General features: G+C 39.1%; 16 protein-coding genes, 1 tRNA gene and 2 pseudogenes. 16 read left to right on the forward strand and 3 right to left on the reverse strand.

Going from position 1 to position 19,349, the window contains the following annotated elements; genetic code table 11:
• Positions 1 to 116: 116 nt before the first annotated feature.
• On the reverse strand, positions 117 to 1,487 hold the full coding sequence (gene dnaA, locus BUB85_RS13005) for a chromosomal replication initiator protein DnaA (protein ID WP_073111195.1): 1,371 nt from the start codon (positions 1,485 to 1,487) through the stop codon (positions 117 to 119).
• 369 nt (positions 1,488 to 1,856) lie between these two features.
• Here dnaA and rpmH point away from each other — a divergent pair, with 369 nt between their 5' ends.
• The 8 genes from rpmH to rsmG all read left to right on the forward strand — a co-directional run bounded on the left by rpmH (position 1,857) and on the right by rsmG (position 9,406).
• Positions 1,857 to 1,991, forward strand: coding sequence for a 50S ribosomal protein L34 (gene rpmH, locus BUB85_RS13010; protein WP_073111197.1), 135 nt, complete (start codon positions 1,857 to 1,859; stop codon positions 1,989 to 1,991).
• Positions 1,992 to 2,058: 67 nt separating this feature from the next.
• Positions 2,059 to 2,385, forward strand: a complete 327-nt coding sequence (gene rnpA, locus BUB85_RS13015) for a ribonuclease P protein component (protein WP_073111199.1) — start codon at positions 2,059 to 2,061, stop codon at positions 2,383 to 2,385.
• Positions 2,386 to 2,415: 30 nt separating this feature from the next.
• The gene (gene yidD, locus BUB85_RS13020) at positions 2,416 to 2,640 is read left to right on the forward strand and encodes a membrane protein insertion efficiency factor YidD (protein WP_073111201.1); all 225 of its coding nucleotides are present in this window, start codon (positions 2,416 to 2,418) and stop codon (positions 2,638 to 2,640) included.
• Between the two features lie 63 nt (positions 2,641 to 2,703).
• Entirely contained in the window at positions 2,704 to 3,960 is a 1,257-nt protein-coding gene (locus BUB85_RS13025) for a YidC/Oxa1 family membrane protein insertase (protein WP_073111203.1), read from the forward strand.
• A 30-nt stretch (positions 3,961 to 3,990) separates the two neighbouring features.
• Positions 3,991 to 4,923, forward strand: a complete 933-nt coding sequence (gene jag / locus BUB85_RS13030; protein ID WP_073111205.1) for an RNA-binding cell elongation regulator Jag/EloR — start codon at positions 3,991 to 3,993, stop codon at positions 4,921 to 4,923.
• 294 nt (positions 4,924 to 5,217) lie between these two features.
• Positions 5,218 to 6,621 carry a tRNA uridine-5-carboxymethylaminomethyl(34) synthesis GTPase MnmE gene (gene mnmE / locus BUB85_RS13035; protein ID WP_073111207.1) on the forward strand — a complete coding sequence of 468 codons (1,404 nt, stop codon included), beginning with the start codon at positions 5,218 to 5,220 and terminating at the stop codon, positions 6,619 to 6,621.
• Positions 6,587 to 8,479 carry a tRNA uridine-5-carboxymethylaminomethyl(34) synthesis enzyme MnmG gene (gene mnmG, locus BUB85_RS13040; protein WP_073111209.1) on the forward strand — a complete coding sequence of 631 codons (1,893 nt, stop codon included), beginning with the start codon at positions 6,587 to 6,589 and terminating at the stop codon, positions 8,477 to 8,479. The genes mnmE and mnmG overlap by 35 nt, the downstream gene beginning before the upstream one ends.
• A 213-nt stretch (positions 8,480 to 8,692) precedes the next feature.
• Positions 8,693 to 9,406 (forward strand): 16S rRNA (guanine(527)-N(7))-methyltransferase RsmG, encoded by a 714-nt coding sequence (gene rsmG / locus BUB85_RS13045; protein ID WP_073111224.1) that lies wholly within the window; start codon positions 8,693 to 8,695, stop codon positions 9,404 to 9,406.
• Between the two features lie 499 nt (positions 9,407 to 9,905).
• On the opposite strand, the gene BUB85_RS13050 is transcribed toward rsmG, so the two are convergent.
• On the reverse strand, positions 9,906 to 10,865 hold the full coding sequence (locus tag BUB85_RS13050) for an alpha/beta fold hydrolase (protein ID WP_073111211.1): 960 nt from the start codon (positions 10,863 to 10,865) through the stop codon (positions 9,906 to 9,908).
• Positions 10,866 to 11,956: 1,091 nt separating this feature from the next.
• Between BUB85_RS13050 and BUB85_RS13055 the strand changes: the two genes are divergently transcribed.
• From BUB85_RS13055 to BUB85_RS13080, 6 genes are all read left to right on the forward strand, one after another.
• Complete coding sequence (locus tag BUB85_RS13055) at positions 11,957 to 12,727, forward strand: ParA family protein (protein ID WP_073111213.1); 771 nt, start codon at positions 11,957 to 11,959, stop codon at positions 12,725 to 12,727.
• Complete coding sequence (locus BUB85_RS13060; protein ID WP_242945423.1) at positions 12,727 to 13,827, forward strand: ParB/RepB/Spo0J family partition protein; 1,101 nt, start codon at positions 12,727 to 12,729, stop codon at positions 13,825 to 13,827. The genes BUB85_RS13055 and BUB85_RS13060 overlap by 1 nt, the downstream gene beginning before the upstream one ends.
• A 124-nt stretch (positions 13,828 to 13,951) precedes the next feature.
• Positions 13,952 to 14,485: a DUF4446 family protein gene (locus BUB85_RS13065; protein WP_073111216.1), complete on the forward strand. Its 534-nt coding sequence runs from the start codon at positions 13,952 to 13,954 to the stop codon at positions 14,483 to 14,485.
• 183 nt (positions 14,486 to 14,668) lie between these two features.
• A complete protein-coding gene (serS, locus tag BUB85_RS13070) occupies positions 14,669 to 15,952 on the forward strand; it encodes a serine--tRNA ligase (RefSeq protein ID WP_073111218.1) in 1,284 nt (427 codons plus the stop codon).
• 39 nt (positions 15,953 to 15,991) lie between these two features.
• Positions 15,992 to 16,867, forward strand: a complete 876-nt coding sequence (locus BUB85_RS13075; protein WP_073111220.1) for a DUF3881 family protein — start codon at positions 15,992 to 15,994, stop codon at positions 16,865 to 16,867.
• Positions 16,868 to 17,264: 397 nt separating this feature from the next.
• A tRNA-Arg gene (locus BUB85_RS13080) sits at positions 17,265 to 17,341 on the forward strand.
• Positions 17,342 to 17,575: 234 nt separating this feature from the next.
• Here BUB85_RS13080 and BUB85_RS13085 read toward each other — a convergent pair.
• Positions 17,576 to 18,628 (reverse strand): annotated as a pseudogene (locus tag BUB85_RS13085) (site-specific integrase); the annotation flags it as partial.
• 3 nt (positions 18,629 to 18,631) lie between these two features.
• Between BUB85_RS13085 and BUB85_RS20995 the strand changes: the two are divergent.
• Positions 18,632 to 18,865: pseudogene (locus BUB85_RS20995) on the forward strand (LPXTG cell wall anchor domain-containing protein); the annotation flags it as partial.
• A 221-nt stretch (positions 18,866 to 19,086) separates the two neighbouring features.
• The coding region (locus BUB85_RS13090; RefSeq protein ID WP_073111222.1) for a YdcP family protein at positions 19,087 to 19,349 on the forward strand (263 nt) is incomplete at its 3' end.

Consider the following 19,349-nt stretch of genomic DNA (forward strand, 5'->3'; position numbering starts at 1 on the left):
TCAAGTAGTTATTTTGCAATTATTCACAAGTTATCTACAATGCTGTGATTTCTTCACAACAGCCTTTTTGGTCTGTATGTGAGTGCTTAAACCTTTAAAATAAGCATATATGAACTTTAAATCGGATTAATCTTCTTTTTAATAATGTTAATAGTATTGCTGAGAGCCTCGTCTGTCTTTATCTGATTCGTGATCTTGTTTACTCCGTGGCTTACAGAAGCGTGATCCTTGCCTCCGAGTATAATACCGACGGTCTTCAGAGGGGTGTCCGTCATGGTCCGGCACAGATACATGACAATCTGTCTTGGAAGAACGATCTCGCTGTTACGCTTCTTTCCTTTTAACTCTGTAACCGGCACATTAAAGTGTTCGGAGACGACGTCCATGATCAGTTCAGGTGTCACCACGCGGTTTTCATCCGGAGAAATGATATCCTTCAGAGCTTCTGCGGTAAGAGGAATATCGATTTCCTTGTTTTCCAGATTCGCAAGTGCGATCAATTTGTTAAGGGAGCCTTCCAGCTCACGGATGTTGGATTTCACGTTGTTGGCAATATACTGCATGACTTCGTCCGGAATATGGTATCTCTGCAGATTATCCAGCTCTTCCTTTTTGCGGAGAATCGCCATTCTTGTCTCATAGTTTGGAGACTGAATATCCGCGATCAGACCCCACTCAAATCGGGTTCGAAGTCTGGCCTCCAGCGTCTCAATGTCCTTTGGGGGCTTATCACTGGAGATGATGATCTGCTTTCCTGAGACATGCAGATGGTTAAATGTATGGAAAAATTCTTCCTGTGTACTTTCTTTTCCTATTATAAATTGAATATCATCGATGAGCAGCACGTCATTGGTCCTGTACTTTTCACGGAAGGTGGTCATCGCCATCTCATTGCTTTTTTTACCTTGCTTCAGGGCATCGATCAATTCGTTGGTAAATGTCTCACTTGTAACGTAGAGTACTTTTTTACCGGGATCGTTCTGCAGGATATGATGTGCAATGGAATGCATCAGATGAGTCTTGCCAAGTCCAACACCTCCGTATATAAACAGCGGGTTATAAACCTCACCGGGAGATTCCGCAACTGCGACTGACGCTGCATGAGCGAAATTGTTGTTGCTTCCCACTACAAATGTGTCAAATGTGTACTTGGGATTGAGGTTTGCCTGTTCAAACAATGCGTTTGTCTGATTTTTTTTGGCAATAAATTCTTTCTTTTCCTTAATGTAAGCATTGTCCTCGGTCACGAATGCGATATCGTATTCCTTTCCGGTTACTTCTGCGACACATACTCTGAAAGGAAGAATGTATTTTTCCTCAATGTGTTCGATGCTTGGTTTCAAGGCAACAAAAATAAAAACTGTATCATCTGTTACTTCATAAACGGTTAATGGTGCAATCCATGCATTGTATGCAGTAGTAGATGAACAGTATTCTACTTTCATTTTCTGTAGTATTTCGTTCCATTTTTCTTCTACGATGTTCATTTATATTACTCCTACTTCCAGGTATGATGCCACTGAAGCCATGATACCTTAATCCCTTATATTTTACATCAAAACAGGGTTTATAGCAACGACAAATCAGTGTGGATAACTTTATCCTCAAAATTCACATGGCAAAATAATACTTTTCATCAGTGATTATCAGATGTTTCCAGAAAATCGCACTTTTCCAAATTATTTTTTATAAACACGTTATTTTCCACTTATCAACAAGTTATCCACATAAAAATAGAAGCATATCCCAGAAAATGCACGGTTTTACTTGACTTTTTGGTTGTTTCTTAATATAATAAATCGCAGTGTCTTAATTTAGTTTTATTTATGAAACGTATGAAACGGAGGTGTATATATATGAAGATGACATTTCAGCCGAAAAAAAGATCAAGATCTAAGGTTCATGGATTCAGAGCAAGAATGAGTTCTCCAGGTGGAAGAAAAGTATTACAGGCAAGAAGAGCAAAAGGAAGAAAACAGTTATCAGCGTAGGCCGCATATATGTGGCCTTTTCTTCTATTATTTTATGGAACAGATGCAGGAAATCTAGGAGATCAACATGGAATCTTTGAAGAAAAATAAAGATTTTCAGCATGTCTATCGGACGGGAAAATCCTTTGCAAACAAGTATTTAGTAATGTATATTGCAACCAATCATTCGAGTAATAATCGTATCGGAATTTCAGTTAGCAAAAAAGTAGGAAACAGTGTTGTGAGACACCACATCACGCGACTTGTAAGAGAGAGCTACAGACTAAAAGAAGAACATTTCCAAAAGGGCTATGATATAGTGGTAATAGCGCGACCCGGTGCCAGAGAAACAGGGTATCATGATATAGACAGTGCACTTGTCCATTTGGGAAAACTTCATAACATATATGAATAAAACTGGTAATTGCCCTGGGAGTGATGCAATATGAAAGATAATTCAAAAAAATTTCTGATAGGATGTATTCGGTTTTATCAGAAGTATTTATCTGGAATGAAGCCACATTCTACCTGTAAGTATACACCTACCTGTTCTCAGTATGGAATAGAAGCCATCGAGAAATACGGTGCGTGCAAAGGTGGAATTATGGCTTTATGGCGTATTTTACGCTGCAACCCATTTTCCAAGGGCGGATTTGATCCAGTTCCCTGAGGGAGGAGCCCTGCAGGAATCTTTTGGATTTTGAAGCAGAGGCGATATGAAGGAGGATAAAACATGTACGGTTTATTGGCGACAGCGTCAACGACTCCGATTATTGCACAGATTGCGTGGATAATCGGAAAATTAATGGATTGGATTTATACAACACTCGGTGTTCATAATATTGGATGGTGTATTATTATCCTGACCGTTATCATTTACACATTGATGATACCGCTCACAATCAAGCAGCAGAAGTTTTCCAAGATGTCTGCGATGATGAATCCGGAGATCCAGGCTATAACTAAGAAGTATGCAAACAAAAAAGATCAGGTTTCCATGGAAAAACAGCAGGCAGAGATGCAGGCTATCTATGAGAAATACGGTACATCACCGATGGGCGGTTGTTCTGGCCTGCTGATCCAGATGCCGGTTCTCTTCGGTATGTATGCGGTAATTCGTAATGTACCGGCATACGTGGACAGTGTAAAACAGATGTATATGCCTCTGGTCGATCAGATCATGGCAACAGATGGTTTCAGAAAGATCATGGAAGGCATCGGTACTGTGAAGCCGGTCCTGATCAGTGCAGATAAATTTGATTATACGCATGCTAACACTTTGATAGATGTATTATATAAATTTCAAAACAGTACATGGGATACTCTGGTGGACAAGATACCGAGTATAAGTTCTATTGCGACGACGACACAACAGTCGTTGGAACACATCAATAACTTTTTTGGAATCAATATGGCAGAGGCGCCGTTAACAATGTTTCAGAATGCGCTTCATCCATTTTCAATCGGAATGATCATCTTGGCGGTCATCATTCCAATCATGGCAGGTGTTACACAGTTCGCAAGTGTGAAGCTTCAGCCACAGCAGTCGACAGATCCTGATAACCCGATGGCAAACTCCATGAAAAGCATGATGTTTACTATGCCGTTGTTTTCAGTATTTATGTGTTTTACACTGCCTTCAGGTCTTGGTCTTTACTGGTGTATTAGTGCGGTTGTCCGCTGTGCACAGCAGATTGCAATCAACAAATATCTGAATACAAAGACTACAGAAGAATTATTTGAAGAGAATCAGAAAAAGGCAGCGAAGAAGCGTGAGAAAAAAGGAACAGCAGCCAAAGAGATCACTCAGATGGCGAAGACAAGTACCAGAACAGTAGAGCCAAAGAAATCGACGATGACTGATAAAGAGCGTGAAGAGAAGTTAAAAGCCGCTGAAAAATATACAAAGAATGCAAAAGCAGGAAGTCTCGCGTCAAAAGCAAATATGGTCAGAAGTTTCAACAGTGGTTCAGACAAAGATGACAAATAGTTTTTTTCATAGAGAAAGTGAGGATTCACCATGGGCGATATCAGAGTATCAGCAAAAACAGTGGATGATGCAATTACTGAGGCATCTATTCAATTAGGGATTCCAAGCAGTGAACTGGAATATGACATCATTGAAAAGGGCAGTGCAGGATTCTTAGGAATCGGAATGAAACAGGCAGTTATCGATGTTCGCAAAAAAGTTGTGAAACCGGAAGTACAGGAAGTTGTAAAAGAGACAGCAAAAGAAACAATAAAAGAAGAGAAAAAAGAACAAATTAAAACGGAATCTAAGACAGAGGATTCCAGGACCGATGCAAAACCGAAGCAGGAGTCAAAATCATTTAAGTCAGAGAAGAATAACAGTTACAAAAAAACAGACAATAATAAATTCAAATCTGACAGACCTGCCTTTGAGAAAAAGGACAGACAGGAAGTAAAAGCGGATTCGGAAGATGGGTCAAAAACAGAAGTAACATCACAAAAAAAAGATGTTGAACTTGCTAAAGTTTCTGAAGAAACAAAAAAAGCAACAGTAGATTTCATTCAGAATACGCTGAAGGCGATGAGCATGGAAGTAGAACTCACCTGTGAGATTGACGGGGAAGGTGCTCTCTGCATCGATATGAAGGGTGACAATATGGGAATCCTCATCGGTAAGAGAGGACAGACACTGGATTCTCTCCAGTACCTTGCCAACCGTGTGGCAAACAAGAATCAGGAAGGTTATGTGCGTGTGAAGCTTGATACAGAGGATTACAGAAAGCGCAGAAAAGCGACCCTTGAGAATCTGGCCAAGAACATTGCCTACAAGGTAAAGAGAACAAAGAAACCGGTATCGCTTGAGCCTATGAATCCATATGAGAGACGTATTATTCACGCGGCACTTCAGTCAGACCGCTATGTAACGACTCACAGTGAGGGCGAGGAGCCATATAGAAAGATCGTTGTCACATTGAAAAAATAAGTAATTTTATAACGCTGCTGCTATCAGGAAACAGAAGTTTCCCACGACGCAGCGGCGTTTTTTAATATAATAGGAAATTCTTTTGGATTTCCTATTATATTAAAAAACGCCGGGGGATGCGCAATGCGCGCAGGATGAAAATAATCACTGGTGAATTTTGGTTCTTAGCGGGAAAGTAAATTTTATAGATACAGGCAGCAATAGCTGCCATGAGATCAGAGTAAAACAGCAGAGCAGATTATAGAAAACTCTGCTTTGATATCTAAATTATTATGAAAGAGAGAAGGTGCTATAATGCCAGACAGAACGATCGCTGCCATATCCACAGGCATGACAAGTTCCGGAATTGGAATTGTAAGAATGAGTGGAGAAGAATCATTTCAGATAATCGACCGAATATATAAGGGAAAAGAAAAGCTGGCAGAAGCCCCCTCACACACCATCCATTACGGTTTTATCCGTGATGGTGAGGAAGTGATAGATGAGGTTCTTGTAATGCTTATGAGAGGCCCCAGAAGCTTCACAGGGGAGGATACTGTAGAGATCAACTGCCACGGAGGAACTTTCGTTGTGAACCGTTTACTTGAGACTGTAATTAAGCATGGAGCAAAACCTGCGGAGCCGGGAGAATTTACGAAGAGAGCATTTCTCAACGGGCGTATGGATCTATCTCAGGCGGAGGCAGTGATTGATGTGATCAACTCCCGGAACGAATATGCTTTAAAATCATCAGTCGGTCAATTAAAAGGTAGTGTAAAGAAAAAAATAACTGATATTAGAAACAAAATAATTTACCATACTGCTTTTATAGAAACAGCACTCGATGACCCGGAGCACATCAGCGTGGATGGGTATGGTGCTACGCTGAAGCTTACTGTAGACGAGATATCAGCCGTGTTAAAAGATCTGATTGACTCCGCCGATGACGGCAGAATCATGAAAGAAGGAATCCAGACGGTCATTGTAGGAAAACCGAATGCCGGAAAGTCTTCCCTTCTGAATGTGCTGGCCGGAAAAGAGCGTGCCATAGTGACGGATATCGCCGGAACGACGCGGGATACGCTGGAAGAATCCATTCAGCTGCAGGGGCTTTGTCTTAATATTATTGATACGGCCGGAATCCGTGATACGGAGGATATTATCGAAAAAATCGGTGTGGATAAGGCAAAGCAGTATGCCCGGGATGCCGATTTGATTATCTATGTGGTGGACTCTTCCAGAGAACTGGACGAGGATGATAAAAAGATTATGGATTTGATTTATGATAAGAAATCGATTATTCTATTAAATAAGTCAGATTTAGATATCATCGTGACGAAGGAAATCTTGCAAAATGAAATTAAAAAATGCTGCAATTCGGATGGAAATTCTGAGATAACGATCCCTATGATCGAAATTTCGGCAAAAGAAGAGCAGGGGATCAAATTGCTTGAAAACACTTTAAAATCAATGTTTTTACACGGCGAAATAGATTTAAATGATGAGATTTACATCACAAATATCCGCCAGAAGACGGCTTTGCAAGAAGCTTATAACTCCTTGCAAAAAGTAAACGAAAGTATAACTGAAAACATGCCGGAGGACTTTTATTCCATCGATCTGATGGATGCATATGAGTCTCTGGGCAGCATCACAGGTGAAGCGATAGGAGAAGATTTAGTCAATGAAATATTCAGCAAATTCTGTATGGGAAAATAATGATAATTATGATGTTGTGGTAATCGGAGCAGGGCACGCGGGATGTGAAGCTGCACTTGCATCCGCAAGACTCGGTTTGAGGACGATCTGTTTTACAGTGAGTGTGAACAGTATCGCCCTGATGCCGTGCAATCCGAACATCGGGGGAAGTTCCAAGGGGCATCTGGTGCGTGAGCTGGATGCGTTGGGCGGTGAGATGGGAAAAGTGATAGACAGGACCTTTATTCAGTCCAAGATGTTGAACAAATCCAAAGGACCGGCCGTACATTCACTGCGCGCCCAGGCGGATAAGGAGGAATACAGCAGAGCCATGAGACAGGTTCTGCAAAATCAGGAGAATCTGGATATCAAACAGATGGAAGTGACAGACATTCTCACAGAAAATGGAAAGATTACTGGAGTACAGACGTATTCGGGTGCCATATATAAGTGTAAATCTGTAGTGTTGTGTACCGGAACCTATCTGCGCGCTCGCTGCATTTACGGAGAGGTGAGCATGAATACGGGGCCGAATGGACTGCAGCCGGCAAAGTATCTGACAGAGTGCCTGAAGTCGCTGGGAATCAAAATGTACCGTTTTAAGACGGGAACGCCGGCCAGAATTGATAAAAATTCGGTGGATTACAGTAAGATGGAAGAGCAGTTCGGAGATAAGAGAGTGGTGCCGTTTTCCTTTACAACAGATCCGGAGGATGTGCAGATCGATCAGGCATCCTGCTGGCTGACCTACACCAATGAGAACACACATCAGATCATCCGTGAAAATCTTGACCGTTCACCACTGTTTTCCGGTATGATCGAGGGAACCGGGCCGCGTTATTGTCCATCTATTGAGGATAAGGTCGTAAAATTTGCGGATAAAAAACGGCATCAGGTATTCATTGAGCCGGAGGGACTTCACACGAATGAAGTCTATATCGGTGGAATGTCAAGCTCGTTGCCGGAGGATGTGCAGTATAAAATGTACCGCAGTGTACCGGGGCTGGAGCATGCAAAAATCGTGAGGAATGCATATGCGATCGAGTACGATTGTATCGATGCGAGACAGCTTAGACCGACTCTGGAATTTAAACAGATCAGCGGTTTATTCAGCGGCGGACAGTTCAATGGCAGCTCGGGATACGAGGAGGCTGCTGCTCAGGGCCTTGTAGCGGGGATAAATGCCGCTTTAAAGGTGTTAGGCAGGGAACAGTTAGTCTTAGACCGTTCGGAGGCTTATATCGGCGTTTTAATCGACGATCTTGTCACAAAGGAAAGCCATGAGCCGTATCGGATGATGACCTCCAGGGCGGAATACCGTCTGCTCCTGCGCCAGGACAACGCAGATCAGCGTCTGACCGAGATCGGACACCGTATTGGTCTGATCAATGATGACCGACTGAATAAGCTTCATGAAAAGATCGGTATGATCGATGAAGAAATCAAGCGTCTTGAGCGTACCCATGTCGGGACAACGGAACCGGTTCAGAAAGTCCTCAGAGATCATGGAAGTACCGAATTAATATCAGGAACAACTCTCGCGGAAATGATACGGAGACCGGAGCTGTCCTATGAAGCGTTGGAATCAATAGATCCAGACCGCAGACAGCTGCCGGAGGATGTGATCGATCAGATCAATATTAATATCAAGTATGCAGGCTACATTTCCCGCCAGCTGAGACAGGTCGAGCAGTTCAAAAAGCTGGAGTATAAAAAGATTCCGGAAGATATCGATTACAATGAAATCAAGAGTCTGCGTATTGAAGCGAAGCAGAAGCTGACAGAATTTAAGCCTGCATCAATCGGTCAGGCAAGCCGTATATCCGGAGTATCACCGGCGGATATATCCGTGCTGCTTGTGTATCTGAGTGCGCATTAGAATGTGTATGCTTATGTGAAAAGTATCTGAGTGTACATTAGAATGTGTATGCTTGTGTAAAAAGTATCTGAGTGTACGTTAGAATGTGTATGTTTATGTGAAAAGTATCTGAGTGCACATTAGAATGTGTATGTTTATATGAAAATAGAACAGGCTGTGACGTGGATAATTTGTTGAAAAGAATTTGTGATAGAGAAAGTGCTGGGAATAAATATGAGTGAAATATTTCAGAAAAAGCTGGAACAATTAAATATCAGATTGGAAGAAAAGCAGTTACAGCAATTTGATCAGTTTTATGAACTTCTCGTGGAGTGGAATAAGGTGATGAATCTGACAGGAATTACAGAATATGAAGAGGTAAATGAAAAACATTTTGTGGACAGTCTGGCTTTGGTGAAGGCGATTGACATCCAAAATGTTGAGACTGTGATCGATGTTGGAACCGGAGCTGGTTTTCCAGGGATCCCATTAAAGATTGCTTTTCCACATTCGGAGGTTGTTTTACTGGATTCTTTGAACAAGAGAGTGAAGTTTCTCAATACGGTTATTGAAGAATTGGGATTGACCGGAATCAGGGCAATTCATGGCCGTGCAGAAGATTATGCAAAACAGGCTGAGTACAGAGAGCAGTTCGATCTGTGTGTTTCACGTGCCGTTGCAAATTTGTCGACGCTCAGTGAATACTGTTTACCTTATATACGGGTAGGGGGTATATTTATATCTTATAAATCCGGTGAAGTAGATGAGGAGTTAAGTGAGTCAAAAAATGCAATTGGAATACTTGGCGGAAAGGTAGAAGATACAGTGAAATTTCAATTGCCGGGAACAGAGATTGGGAGATCATTTGTTAAGATCGCGAAAGTGAAAAATACCGGAAAAAAATTTCCGCGGAAAGCAGGAGTGGCAGCAAAAGAGCCTCTGCGTTGATGGAATACACTGAAAAGATTTTAAGTGAAAAGATTTTTGATTCAGACAGTGAAAGTATATAGTGAAAATATAAGTATAAATAAAAGTTTAGGAAAAAGTATAAAGTATATGGTATTGCTATGAGATTATTGTTAAGCATCGAAGCGGATAGAAGTGGATTTAATTACGTTTTCCACATGTAGAGATGTTTTTATGTGAAAAGAGTGTATAAGTATGTGGATAACTCAATAGAATGCATTGAAAATGTTAATAAAATCATCAATATCTTTATGCAACAGAAAAATCATCTGGATTTTGGCTAAACGTAATTGTGCTTCAGCGGAGAACACTGCAAGTAGCAAAGCGGATTACGAATATCCGTTTTGACTATATGAAATAATATGTGATCATTTTAAATTTTTATTAATAGTACAATAAAAAACAAGCAATTTGCAGGCATACTTTTATATACCCGTAAATTGCTTGTTTTTTTTGTTTTTCTATTTGATGAATGCTTTACTTAAATAAATTCTAATAATTTTTTTAATGCTGCTATAAATTCATCAGGTTTTTCGAGCTGTGGAAGTTTCTTGGTTTCTTCTATTGTTATAATATTCATTCCAGGTATTTGGTTTTCATATTGAGCTGCTGCAAGTGCATATTCAGGGTTTGAGTTTCCAACTATGATACTGATATTGTTATTAATTGTGTTTAGACAGCGCAATACATTTGCATTTGTGTATTTTGATTTTATACTTGCATATAAGTATTTGGAACCTGTTTTCCCGGATTGAGAGGATTCTATATATGTTCTCAGTGTATTTTCTTCTATTTTTTCTCTGTCATAAAAGAAATCAGATTCAAAATCATCCTTTATTGATTTAGGATTCACGGCGATATTGTAAATTAGTGTTCCAAAAACTGGTACACCCATCATAGTGTGAATGAATTTTAATTTGTTAGTGGGTACCTTTGCTAATTCTGTAAGGCTTGATGGATTGATCATTACGATTTTATTAATAAGTTTGTCTTCATTCATGCAGGCCATCAGGACGAAAGAAGCAGAATCACCTGTTGCAACTACATCTGGTTTCTCTTTTATGACGTTATCTATAAATTCGGTAAGCATTTTCATATAGATATAATTGGTGTAGACAACATTTGTTTTGTCTGATCGTCCACATCCAAGTAAGTCAAGTGCGTATACAGTGTGATTTTTTGCTAATTCTGAGACGACTTTATCCCATTCATTTAGCGAACTACACACATTTAAGTCATGTATTAATAGGAGAGGAGTTCCTTCACCTTCTTTTGTATAACATACCTTGCCAAAACTCGATTCATAATATTCACAAGCTGTTGTTGAAAGCAAATCATCGATTGTACATATGCAATTGATGATTTTATTTATACCATATATCGCCCCAACAGATAATGTTGAATAAAATGCACTTTTGAATAATTTTTTCTTTAAATTCAATGTATCACCTGCTTTCCTTATCCATCTTATTATACTACAGAAATGCTTGTATTTAAAGGATTAATTGTGAATTATACTTGTCCATTTATTATTTGATTTCATCAATTAAACTCCCTGCTTCAGGCATAAGTAGTAAAGCAAATTTAGAGTAAGAAATCTAAATTTATTACTTACAGTTAAAAAAATGATGAAAATTTATTAATGTTTCACGTGAAACATTAATTGAAATCAAATGTACAGCAATAGTATTCTTATGTTTGATCATCCGAAAGTATGCATTAATTCAAGCGGGAAAACATTGAGTGCTGGGGATAATAATTATAGATTATGTTTGTAACTTCGACCAAAACCAAGGAGTTTTTATTACTTTTCTTTAGAAGTAAAGAAAAATTTAATAAGACATAATCTGTAAAGTGACTTTGTGAAAAGTAGTGGGGAGTGTTATATCATGAATTTAAAGTACAAATTCATGAGCCTCATTCGCCGTTCGCCACTCGTGCAAGCACGGTGTCTCACTAGTGCTCATTATATCATGTCATCCGCAGTGCCGTTCGATTCCGCTCTGCTTCATCTCACTCGCGGGCTTTCGCCCTATCAACAGGTAGCGACAAGTGTTTTCTTATGTGCAAGCACAACGTAAAAACTTGCCTTTACCTGTTGGCACTGCTTTTTGTTGTCGCGTACATTATTGCTCTGCCAAAATAAAGAGTCTTTTATTAACTGATGTCTGGTATGTTATCACCAATTGCGGGGGTTAGAATATTAAATCCACTTTATTTAAATGTTTCACGTGAAACATCTAAAACATAAAATATCTCATATGAAATATCTAATACATAAAATGTGAAATGTTTCACGTGAAACATTTGAAAATATTATATAATTACAAAAAAACTACTAATACTCAATAAATCAGCTTCCTTAGACTAGGAAAAGTGAAAATATAAATTCTGAGTGCTGATCAAACTATACATAATACTTTAATTGGTAAAAAAATACAGATAAAAACGATGTTTCACGTGAAACATTGGGTAGATAAAAAAAAGAAAAGATGATATAATTATAAAGTGCAAATAGAAAGGGGTAAGAGTATGGGAAGAATTATAGCTGTTGCCAATCAAAAGGGCGGCGTCGGTAAGACTACAACTGCAATCAATTTATCAGCAGCTTTAGCTGTTCAGGGTAAAAAAGTACTTGGAATTGACATGGATCCGCAGGGAAACATGAGCAGTGGACTTGGCGTTGATAAAAATGATGATGGCGCCAACATATATGATCTGATACTTGGGGAGAGCACAGTTGAAGAATGTATACGTAAAGATGTTTTAGAAAATCTTGATGTTTTGCCATCAGATATTAATCTTTCGGCAGCAGAGATAGAATTGATTGATAATGATAATAAGCAATTTATCATAAGAGACGCAATATCTGGAATAGTAGATGATTATGACTTTATAATTATTGACTGTCCGCCAGCACTTGGAATGCTGACAATTAACGCGTTGACAACAGCACACGGTGTACTTGTTCCAATTCAGTGTGAATATTATGCACTTGAAGGTTTAAGTCAGTTAATAAATACAATCGAACTTGTAAAAGAACGTCTTAATTCAGATTTGGAAATAGAAGGCGTGGTATTTACTATGTATGATGCCAGAACCAATTTATCTCTTCAGGTAGTTGAAAATGTGAAGGATAATCTTAATCAAAATGTTTATAAGACAATTATCCCTCGAAACATCAGACTTGCGGAAGCACCGAGCTATGGAATGCCAATTAATTTATACGATTCAAAGTCGACGGGTGCGGAAAGTTATAGATTGTTAGCAGATGAAGTGATTCATAAAGGAGAAGATGACTGATGGCAGTGAAGAGAAGTGGACTTGGAAAAGGCCTGGATAGTTTGATTCCAGATAGAAGAGCAGATAATAAAGAAAAGGCAAAAAAACAGGCAGCATCCGAAAAAATTGAAAAAGAAGCTAAGGTTGCAGCCGAAGAAAAGCCTGAGAGCAGTATAGAGGACAAACCAGAAGAAAAGACTAAAATCAAGACAGAACTCAAATCAGATGAGAAGATTGAAAGTAAGACAGAAGATAAGTCAGATAAAAAAGTAATTAAAGCAGAAAGTGTAATCAAAAGTGAAATCATTGAAGAGAAAAAAGAAATAAATGATTCCGGGGAAAAAATGGTGAAAATATCTCTTGTTGAACCTAACAGAGAACAGCCGAGAAAAGACTTTGATGAGGATGCACTGTTGGAACTTGCAGATTCCATAAAACAGTTTGGAGTATTGCAGCCACTGCTCGTACAGAAGAAAAAAGATTATTACGAAATCGTTGCAGGTGAGAGACGCTGGAGAGCAGCAAAGCTGGCCGGTGTAAAAGAAGTACCTGTTGTAATAAAGGATTATACACAGCAGGAAATAGTGGAAATCTCATTGATTGAGAATATCCAAAGAGAAAATCTGAATCCGATTGAAGAAGCAATGGCCTTCAAAAAGTTATTGGAAGAATTTTCTCTAAAACAGGATGAGGTTGCGGAAAGAGTATCAAAAAGCAGAACTGCTGTTACAAATTCAATGCGTTTATTAAGACTGGACAGCAGAATACAACAGATGATTATCGATGATATGATTTCAACCGGACATGCAAGAGCATTACTTGCTATTGACGATAAAGAACAGCAATACATTCTTGCTAATAAGATATTTGATGAAAAATTGAGTGTGCGTGAGACAGAAAAGTTGATAAAATCTCTTAAAAATCCTAAAAAAGAGACTAAGAAGCCATCGATTGCAAACAATTTTATCTATGAAGATCTGGAAGAGAAGATGAAAAAAATCGTAGGAACAAAGGTCAGCGTAAATCAAAAAACGCAAGGTAAAGGAAAGATTGAAATCGAGTTTTATTCCGAAGATGAGCTCGAACGTATATTCGACTTGATAATGTCGATCAGAGATTAAGTCAAGCACTTGCATTTTTCGAACGGCGAATGCCGATCATGAATTTGTACTTTAATTCATGATATAACACGCGTGTATATAAGAAAAAGTTTCAAAATAAATTCAGTAAAAGGAGAAACTATAGATGGAAGGCGGATTATTTGCAAATATGGGACTTGACGCCTCGTATTTGATAATTTTACTGTTCTTGATACAAGTTTTGTTATTTGTATTGTTGATGAACGTAAATATGAAATATAATAGGTTAAAGACAAGTTATGCCTCGTTTATGAAGGGAAAAGATGGAAAGACTTTAGAGGAAAGTGTTCTTGACAGGTTTGAAGACATTGAATCTCTGATGGAGATGGCGAAGAAGAATAAGCAGGATATTAAAGATATCACAAGAAAAATAGAAGGTGATTATCAGAAACTTGGAATTGTGAAATACGATGCATTTCATGAGATGGGCGGAAACTTAAGTTTTGCGCTGACAATGCTTGACGGAAATAACAATGGATGGATCATCAATGCAATGCACAGCAGAGATGGCTGCTATACCTACATCAAGGAAATCGTCAAGGGAGAGAGTTATATCGAACTGGCAGAGGAAGAGGCAGAGTCACTTGACAGAGCAATCTACCAGGAGGCATACGGACTTGACATTAAAGATCTGGTGTAAAACAAGTAAAAAAGCGAATAAATCAAGAACAAAAATAAAGACGAATCTATAAATGCGAAGTAATAAGACGAAGCCAATAAGATGAGACAAACAAGATTAAACCGACAAGATGAAGCCAATGAAATAAAATCAAACTAAAAAAATGAAATAAATAAGATCAAGCCAATAAAAAGGAGAATAACCATGTTAGATATCAAATTTGTAAGACAAAATCCAGATATAGTAAAGCAGAACATCAAAAATAAATTTCAGGATGAGAAACTTGCACTGGTAGATGAAGTGTTGGAATTAGATCAGAAAAACCGCGACATAAAAGGTGAGGTAGAAGCACTCAGAGCAAATAAGAACAAAGTTTCCAAACAGATCGGTGCATTGATGGCTCAGGGTAAAAAACAAGAGGCAGAAGAAGTAAAAGCACAGATTGCAAAAGATGGAGAAAAAATTGAAATTTTATCTGCAGAGGAAAAAGAAGTTGAGGAAAAAATCAAGAGAAATATGATGATTATACCTAATATTATTGATCCTTCTGTGCCAATCGGAAAAGACGACAGTGAAAATGTTGAAATCCAGAAGTACGGAGAGCCGGTAGTACCTGAGTATGAAATTCCGTATCACACGCAGATCATGGAAAGCTTTGACGGAATTGATCTGGAGGCAGCAGGAAAAGTTGCGGGTAATGGATTTTATTATCTGATGGGCGATATCGCAAGACTTCATTCAGCAGTGATTTCTTATGCAAGAGATTTTATGATTGATCGTGGATTCACATACTGTGTACCACCTTTTATGATTCGAAGCAACGTTGTGACCGGTGTCATGAGTTTCGCCGAGATGGATGCCATGATGTACAAAATCGAGGGAGAAGATCTGTATCTGATCGGAACCAGTGAGCATTCCATGATCGGAAAATTTATTGACACAATGCTTGAGGAAAGTGAACTTCCGAAAACATTAACAAGCTACTCTCCATGTTTCCGCAAAGAAAAGGGTGCACATGGTATCGAGGAGCGTGGTGTATACAGAATCCATCAGTTTGAAAAACAGGAAATGATCGTGGTATGTAAACCGGAAGAGAGCAAGGCATGGTATGACAAACTGTGGCAGAACACAGTGGATCTGTTCCGCTCACTGGACATCCCGGTTCGTACACTGGAGTGCTGTTCAGGAGATTTGGCAGATTTGAAAGTAAAATCATGTGATGTTGAAGCATGGTCACCGAGACAGCAGAAATACTTTGAAGTAGGAAGCTGTTCTAATCTCGGAGATGCGCAGGCAAGAAGACTTGGAATCCGTGTAAAAGATGAAGATGGAAACAAATATTTTGCTCATACATTGAACAATACGGTAGTCGCACCACCGAGAATGCTGATCGCATTTTTGGAAAACAACCTGCAGGCGGACGGTTCTGTGAGAATCCCGGCACCATTACAGCCATACATGGGCGGACATACAGAACTTACAAAATAAAGACTATTGGCGAAATATAATCCATAGTGGGAGTAATATATGCATCAGTATTTGAAAGCAATCGGCTTCTCGGATATAAAATGTAAAAGAGAAGAAAAAGAATTACTCCGCAAGATTGAGAATACCTTTACTCATCAGACCATAGTTTCTTATGATGAAAATGCAGATTTTTGTGAATATAAGAAACAGTATGGAAAGAAGATCGGTATCGCTATCTGCGGAGAACTCGATACGGAAGAACATTTCGAGGCGGATTACTATTTTCCTTACTTTCGCGGTGACGGAGTCACGTCCTATGCTGATATTACAGTGGAACGCCGCATTGAGAAGGAAGAATACATGGGAATCTGTGAGGATATCCGGGTGGATATCAGCCTGATCTTCCACCTGCAGAACGGTGTTGAGTACATGAAGGAGAAGCAGCTCGGCCTTATTCCGAAGCAGTCTACGTCTGTCACATTATCCGGATTATCAATGGGAGGAAAGATATTGTTTCCCGTGAAAAAGGATGAAGAACAGACGAAAATCAGAAATGAGCAGAGCCAGAACAGACTGTCACTCCTTAATGCGGCCCGCAAAGGCGATCAGACGGCCATAGAGACACTTACACTGGATGACATAGATATGTATTCAAAAGTGTCCCGAAGATTGATTTCTGAGGACGTATTCAGCATTGTAGATACCTACTTCATGCCCTTCGGTGTGGAATGTGATCAATATTCAGTGCTGGGAGAGATTCTGAGAGTAGAAACGGTGGTAAATACTACCACAAACGAAGAATTGTATCAGATGTGTCTACATATCAATGAATTAAAGTTCGATGTATGCGTTCCGGTGGAGAAGGTGCTTGGAGAACCAGCGGTAGGAAGAAGATTTAAGGGAAATATCTGGCTTCAGGGATTTATTAATTTTTAAAAAGACAGGGTGCTCATAATAACAATGAGCAGTGATATAAGGTTATGGGAAAGTGGCGGAGCGGATTGCAAATATCCGCTTTGACCCGTACCCTGATCTGATCAGATAAAAATAAAGATAAGATAGTTTTTAACAGGAAAAATAGAAAAGACTTGCATGAAATGCAAGGATAGTATAGAATACTAAAGGAAAATAAATATGTCTCTGCAGTTCAATGGCAAGAAAAAATGTATATTTTCTAATTCAGAAATCGATTAGTGTTTATGAAAACCAAAACCTGATAAAGTGCTACAAACCCAGTGTTTAAGCCATTTATTAGGCACTATGTTCCCTTAGTTAAATGGATATAACAATAGCCTCCTAAGCGAGCGTTGCAACAACAGCCAAAACTAAATAAGTTCCAGTACCTCAGTAGGATAGAGGGTTCGCCTCCTAAGCGAAACGTCGCAGGTTCGATTCCTGTCTGGAACGCCAGATAATAACGCTGAAAGCCTTTAAACACAAGGTTTTCAGCTTTTTTTGTTATATCTTTATGTGGCTTGTTATAAAGAAATAAGTAGATGTTTTCTATATGTTTTTTGTACTCTATATCTGAAAATATTTGCTAACACTTTTTTCTTGAAACTTAAATTTTGAAGATTTTTCACAGTTTTGCTAACACTTTTTGTTAGCAAGTTTTTTTAAGACTGGAACAGTCACAGTATATCCTTAAGCATTAAGCGACTGTTTCAAAAGCTTCTCTTTCATTTCGGGCGACATTGCCTTTAATAACTGTAATAGAAGTTCTTCCTCATTTGTTAATGATTCTGTCGGTTCTGTGCTTGCTGGTTCGTTTAAAGAACCATAAAATTCTTCGTCCATCTTTTGAGCATTGTAACGTCTATCTTCGTCAATTACTTCGGAATAGATTTCTGTAACCATTTCTGCTTCTGCGTGTCCTGTGTCTCCTTGTACAGACTTAATATCTCCACCTGTCATTTTAAGTTTATAACCTGTACTCAAATGACGTAGACTGTGGAAAACTACAACTTCAAAACCATGTTCTTCACAGAGATTTTGGAATCTGTCTCTTACAATACGGCTCTCAACAGGATTTCCGTTTTCCAATGCAACTACAAGGTTGTAATCATTGTAAGCATCTCCTAAAAATTCTTTTAACTCCTGTTGGGCTTCTTTAAATTTAACCAACAATAAAGCTACTGTTTTAGGCAACCAGACAATACGGTTACTTGTTTCTGTTTTAGGTATCTTTAATACAAGTCTAGTAGTGCAATGTGGTTTTAAGGTAGGGAAAATTTTGATAATGTCTTTTTCCTTTAACTTCTGCATAGCTGTTACAGATACTCTGGACAGTTCCTTGTTAATGATTACTCTTGCTTGATTGTTATTGATTGATTCTTCATCAATAATCACATCTTCCCACGTAAGTCCTGTAATCTCTCCAATACGCATAGAACACGAGAACGCCAAGTGCATACAGATAAGTAGTAAATCGTCCTCTACAAGCCGTACTGCTTCTTTGAAAGTATCAATCTTCCAGACCTTACGCTTTACTTTTTTCATTGTAGGTAAAGTAGCAAGAGAAGCAGGATTCCTCATTTTCGTATCAAGGTATTCCCAGCCGATTGCTTGATTCAATGCACAGCGAATAATGTCATGTATCTTTTTGATATTGGTAGGTTGCACACAACGTCCAGTCGCCTGTCTGTTTGCTCGTGGTACTTCTGGAACACTTAGCAAATCATTGTAATACTGTGTCAATTAGAACATAAGGACATCACAGATAAGGGACAGACGGTAACAATCAAGAAAGTTCCCGAAACGCCCACACCAGAAAAACCAGATACACCAGAATCCAGCACACCAACGAAAACCAGTAACGCCCCAAAGACAGGCGACACTACAAATATCTTAGGGTTTCTTGCCCTGCTTGCAACATCTGGTGGTGGCTTGGGACTTGCGTATTTCTTAAAGAGACGTAAATCTAAAAACGTATAGGACGGTTTGATACAATGAAGCAAAAATGCCGTTCCCCGACAGAAAACGTGTCGGCAGACTACCTTTATTCGGGCTTGTCTGCCAATGACCTGCAAGAGAGCGGATTGTCAAGGGTGCTGAAAGCACAACGCTTGCCCTTGATAATCTGGGAGCTTGCTGGTATCAATCTATCTGCCCGAATAGAAACTACAAACTTACAGAAAGAATCGAGGTAAATATATATGGAATTAAAATTTGTAGTGCCGAACATGGCACAGACTTTTGGAAACTTGGAATTTGCAGGAGAAAACGAGGTTGTACAGCGTAGGATCAACGGACGCTTGACGGCAGTGTCCCGAAGCTACAACCTCTACTCCGATGTACAGAAAGCCGATGATGTTATCGTAACACTTCCTGCTGAAGCTGGGGAAAAGCATTTCCAGCCAGAACAGAAAGTGAAGCTGATAAACCCACGTATTACCGCAGAGGGTTACAAAATCGGAAA

It is taken from the genome of Hespellia stercorisuis DSM 15480 (genome assembly GCF_900142165.1).
GTDB classification, from domain to species: domain Bacteria; phylum Bacillota; class Clostridia; order Lachnospirales; family Lachnospiraceae; genus Hespellia; species Hespellia stercorisuis.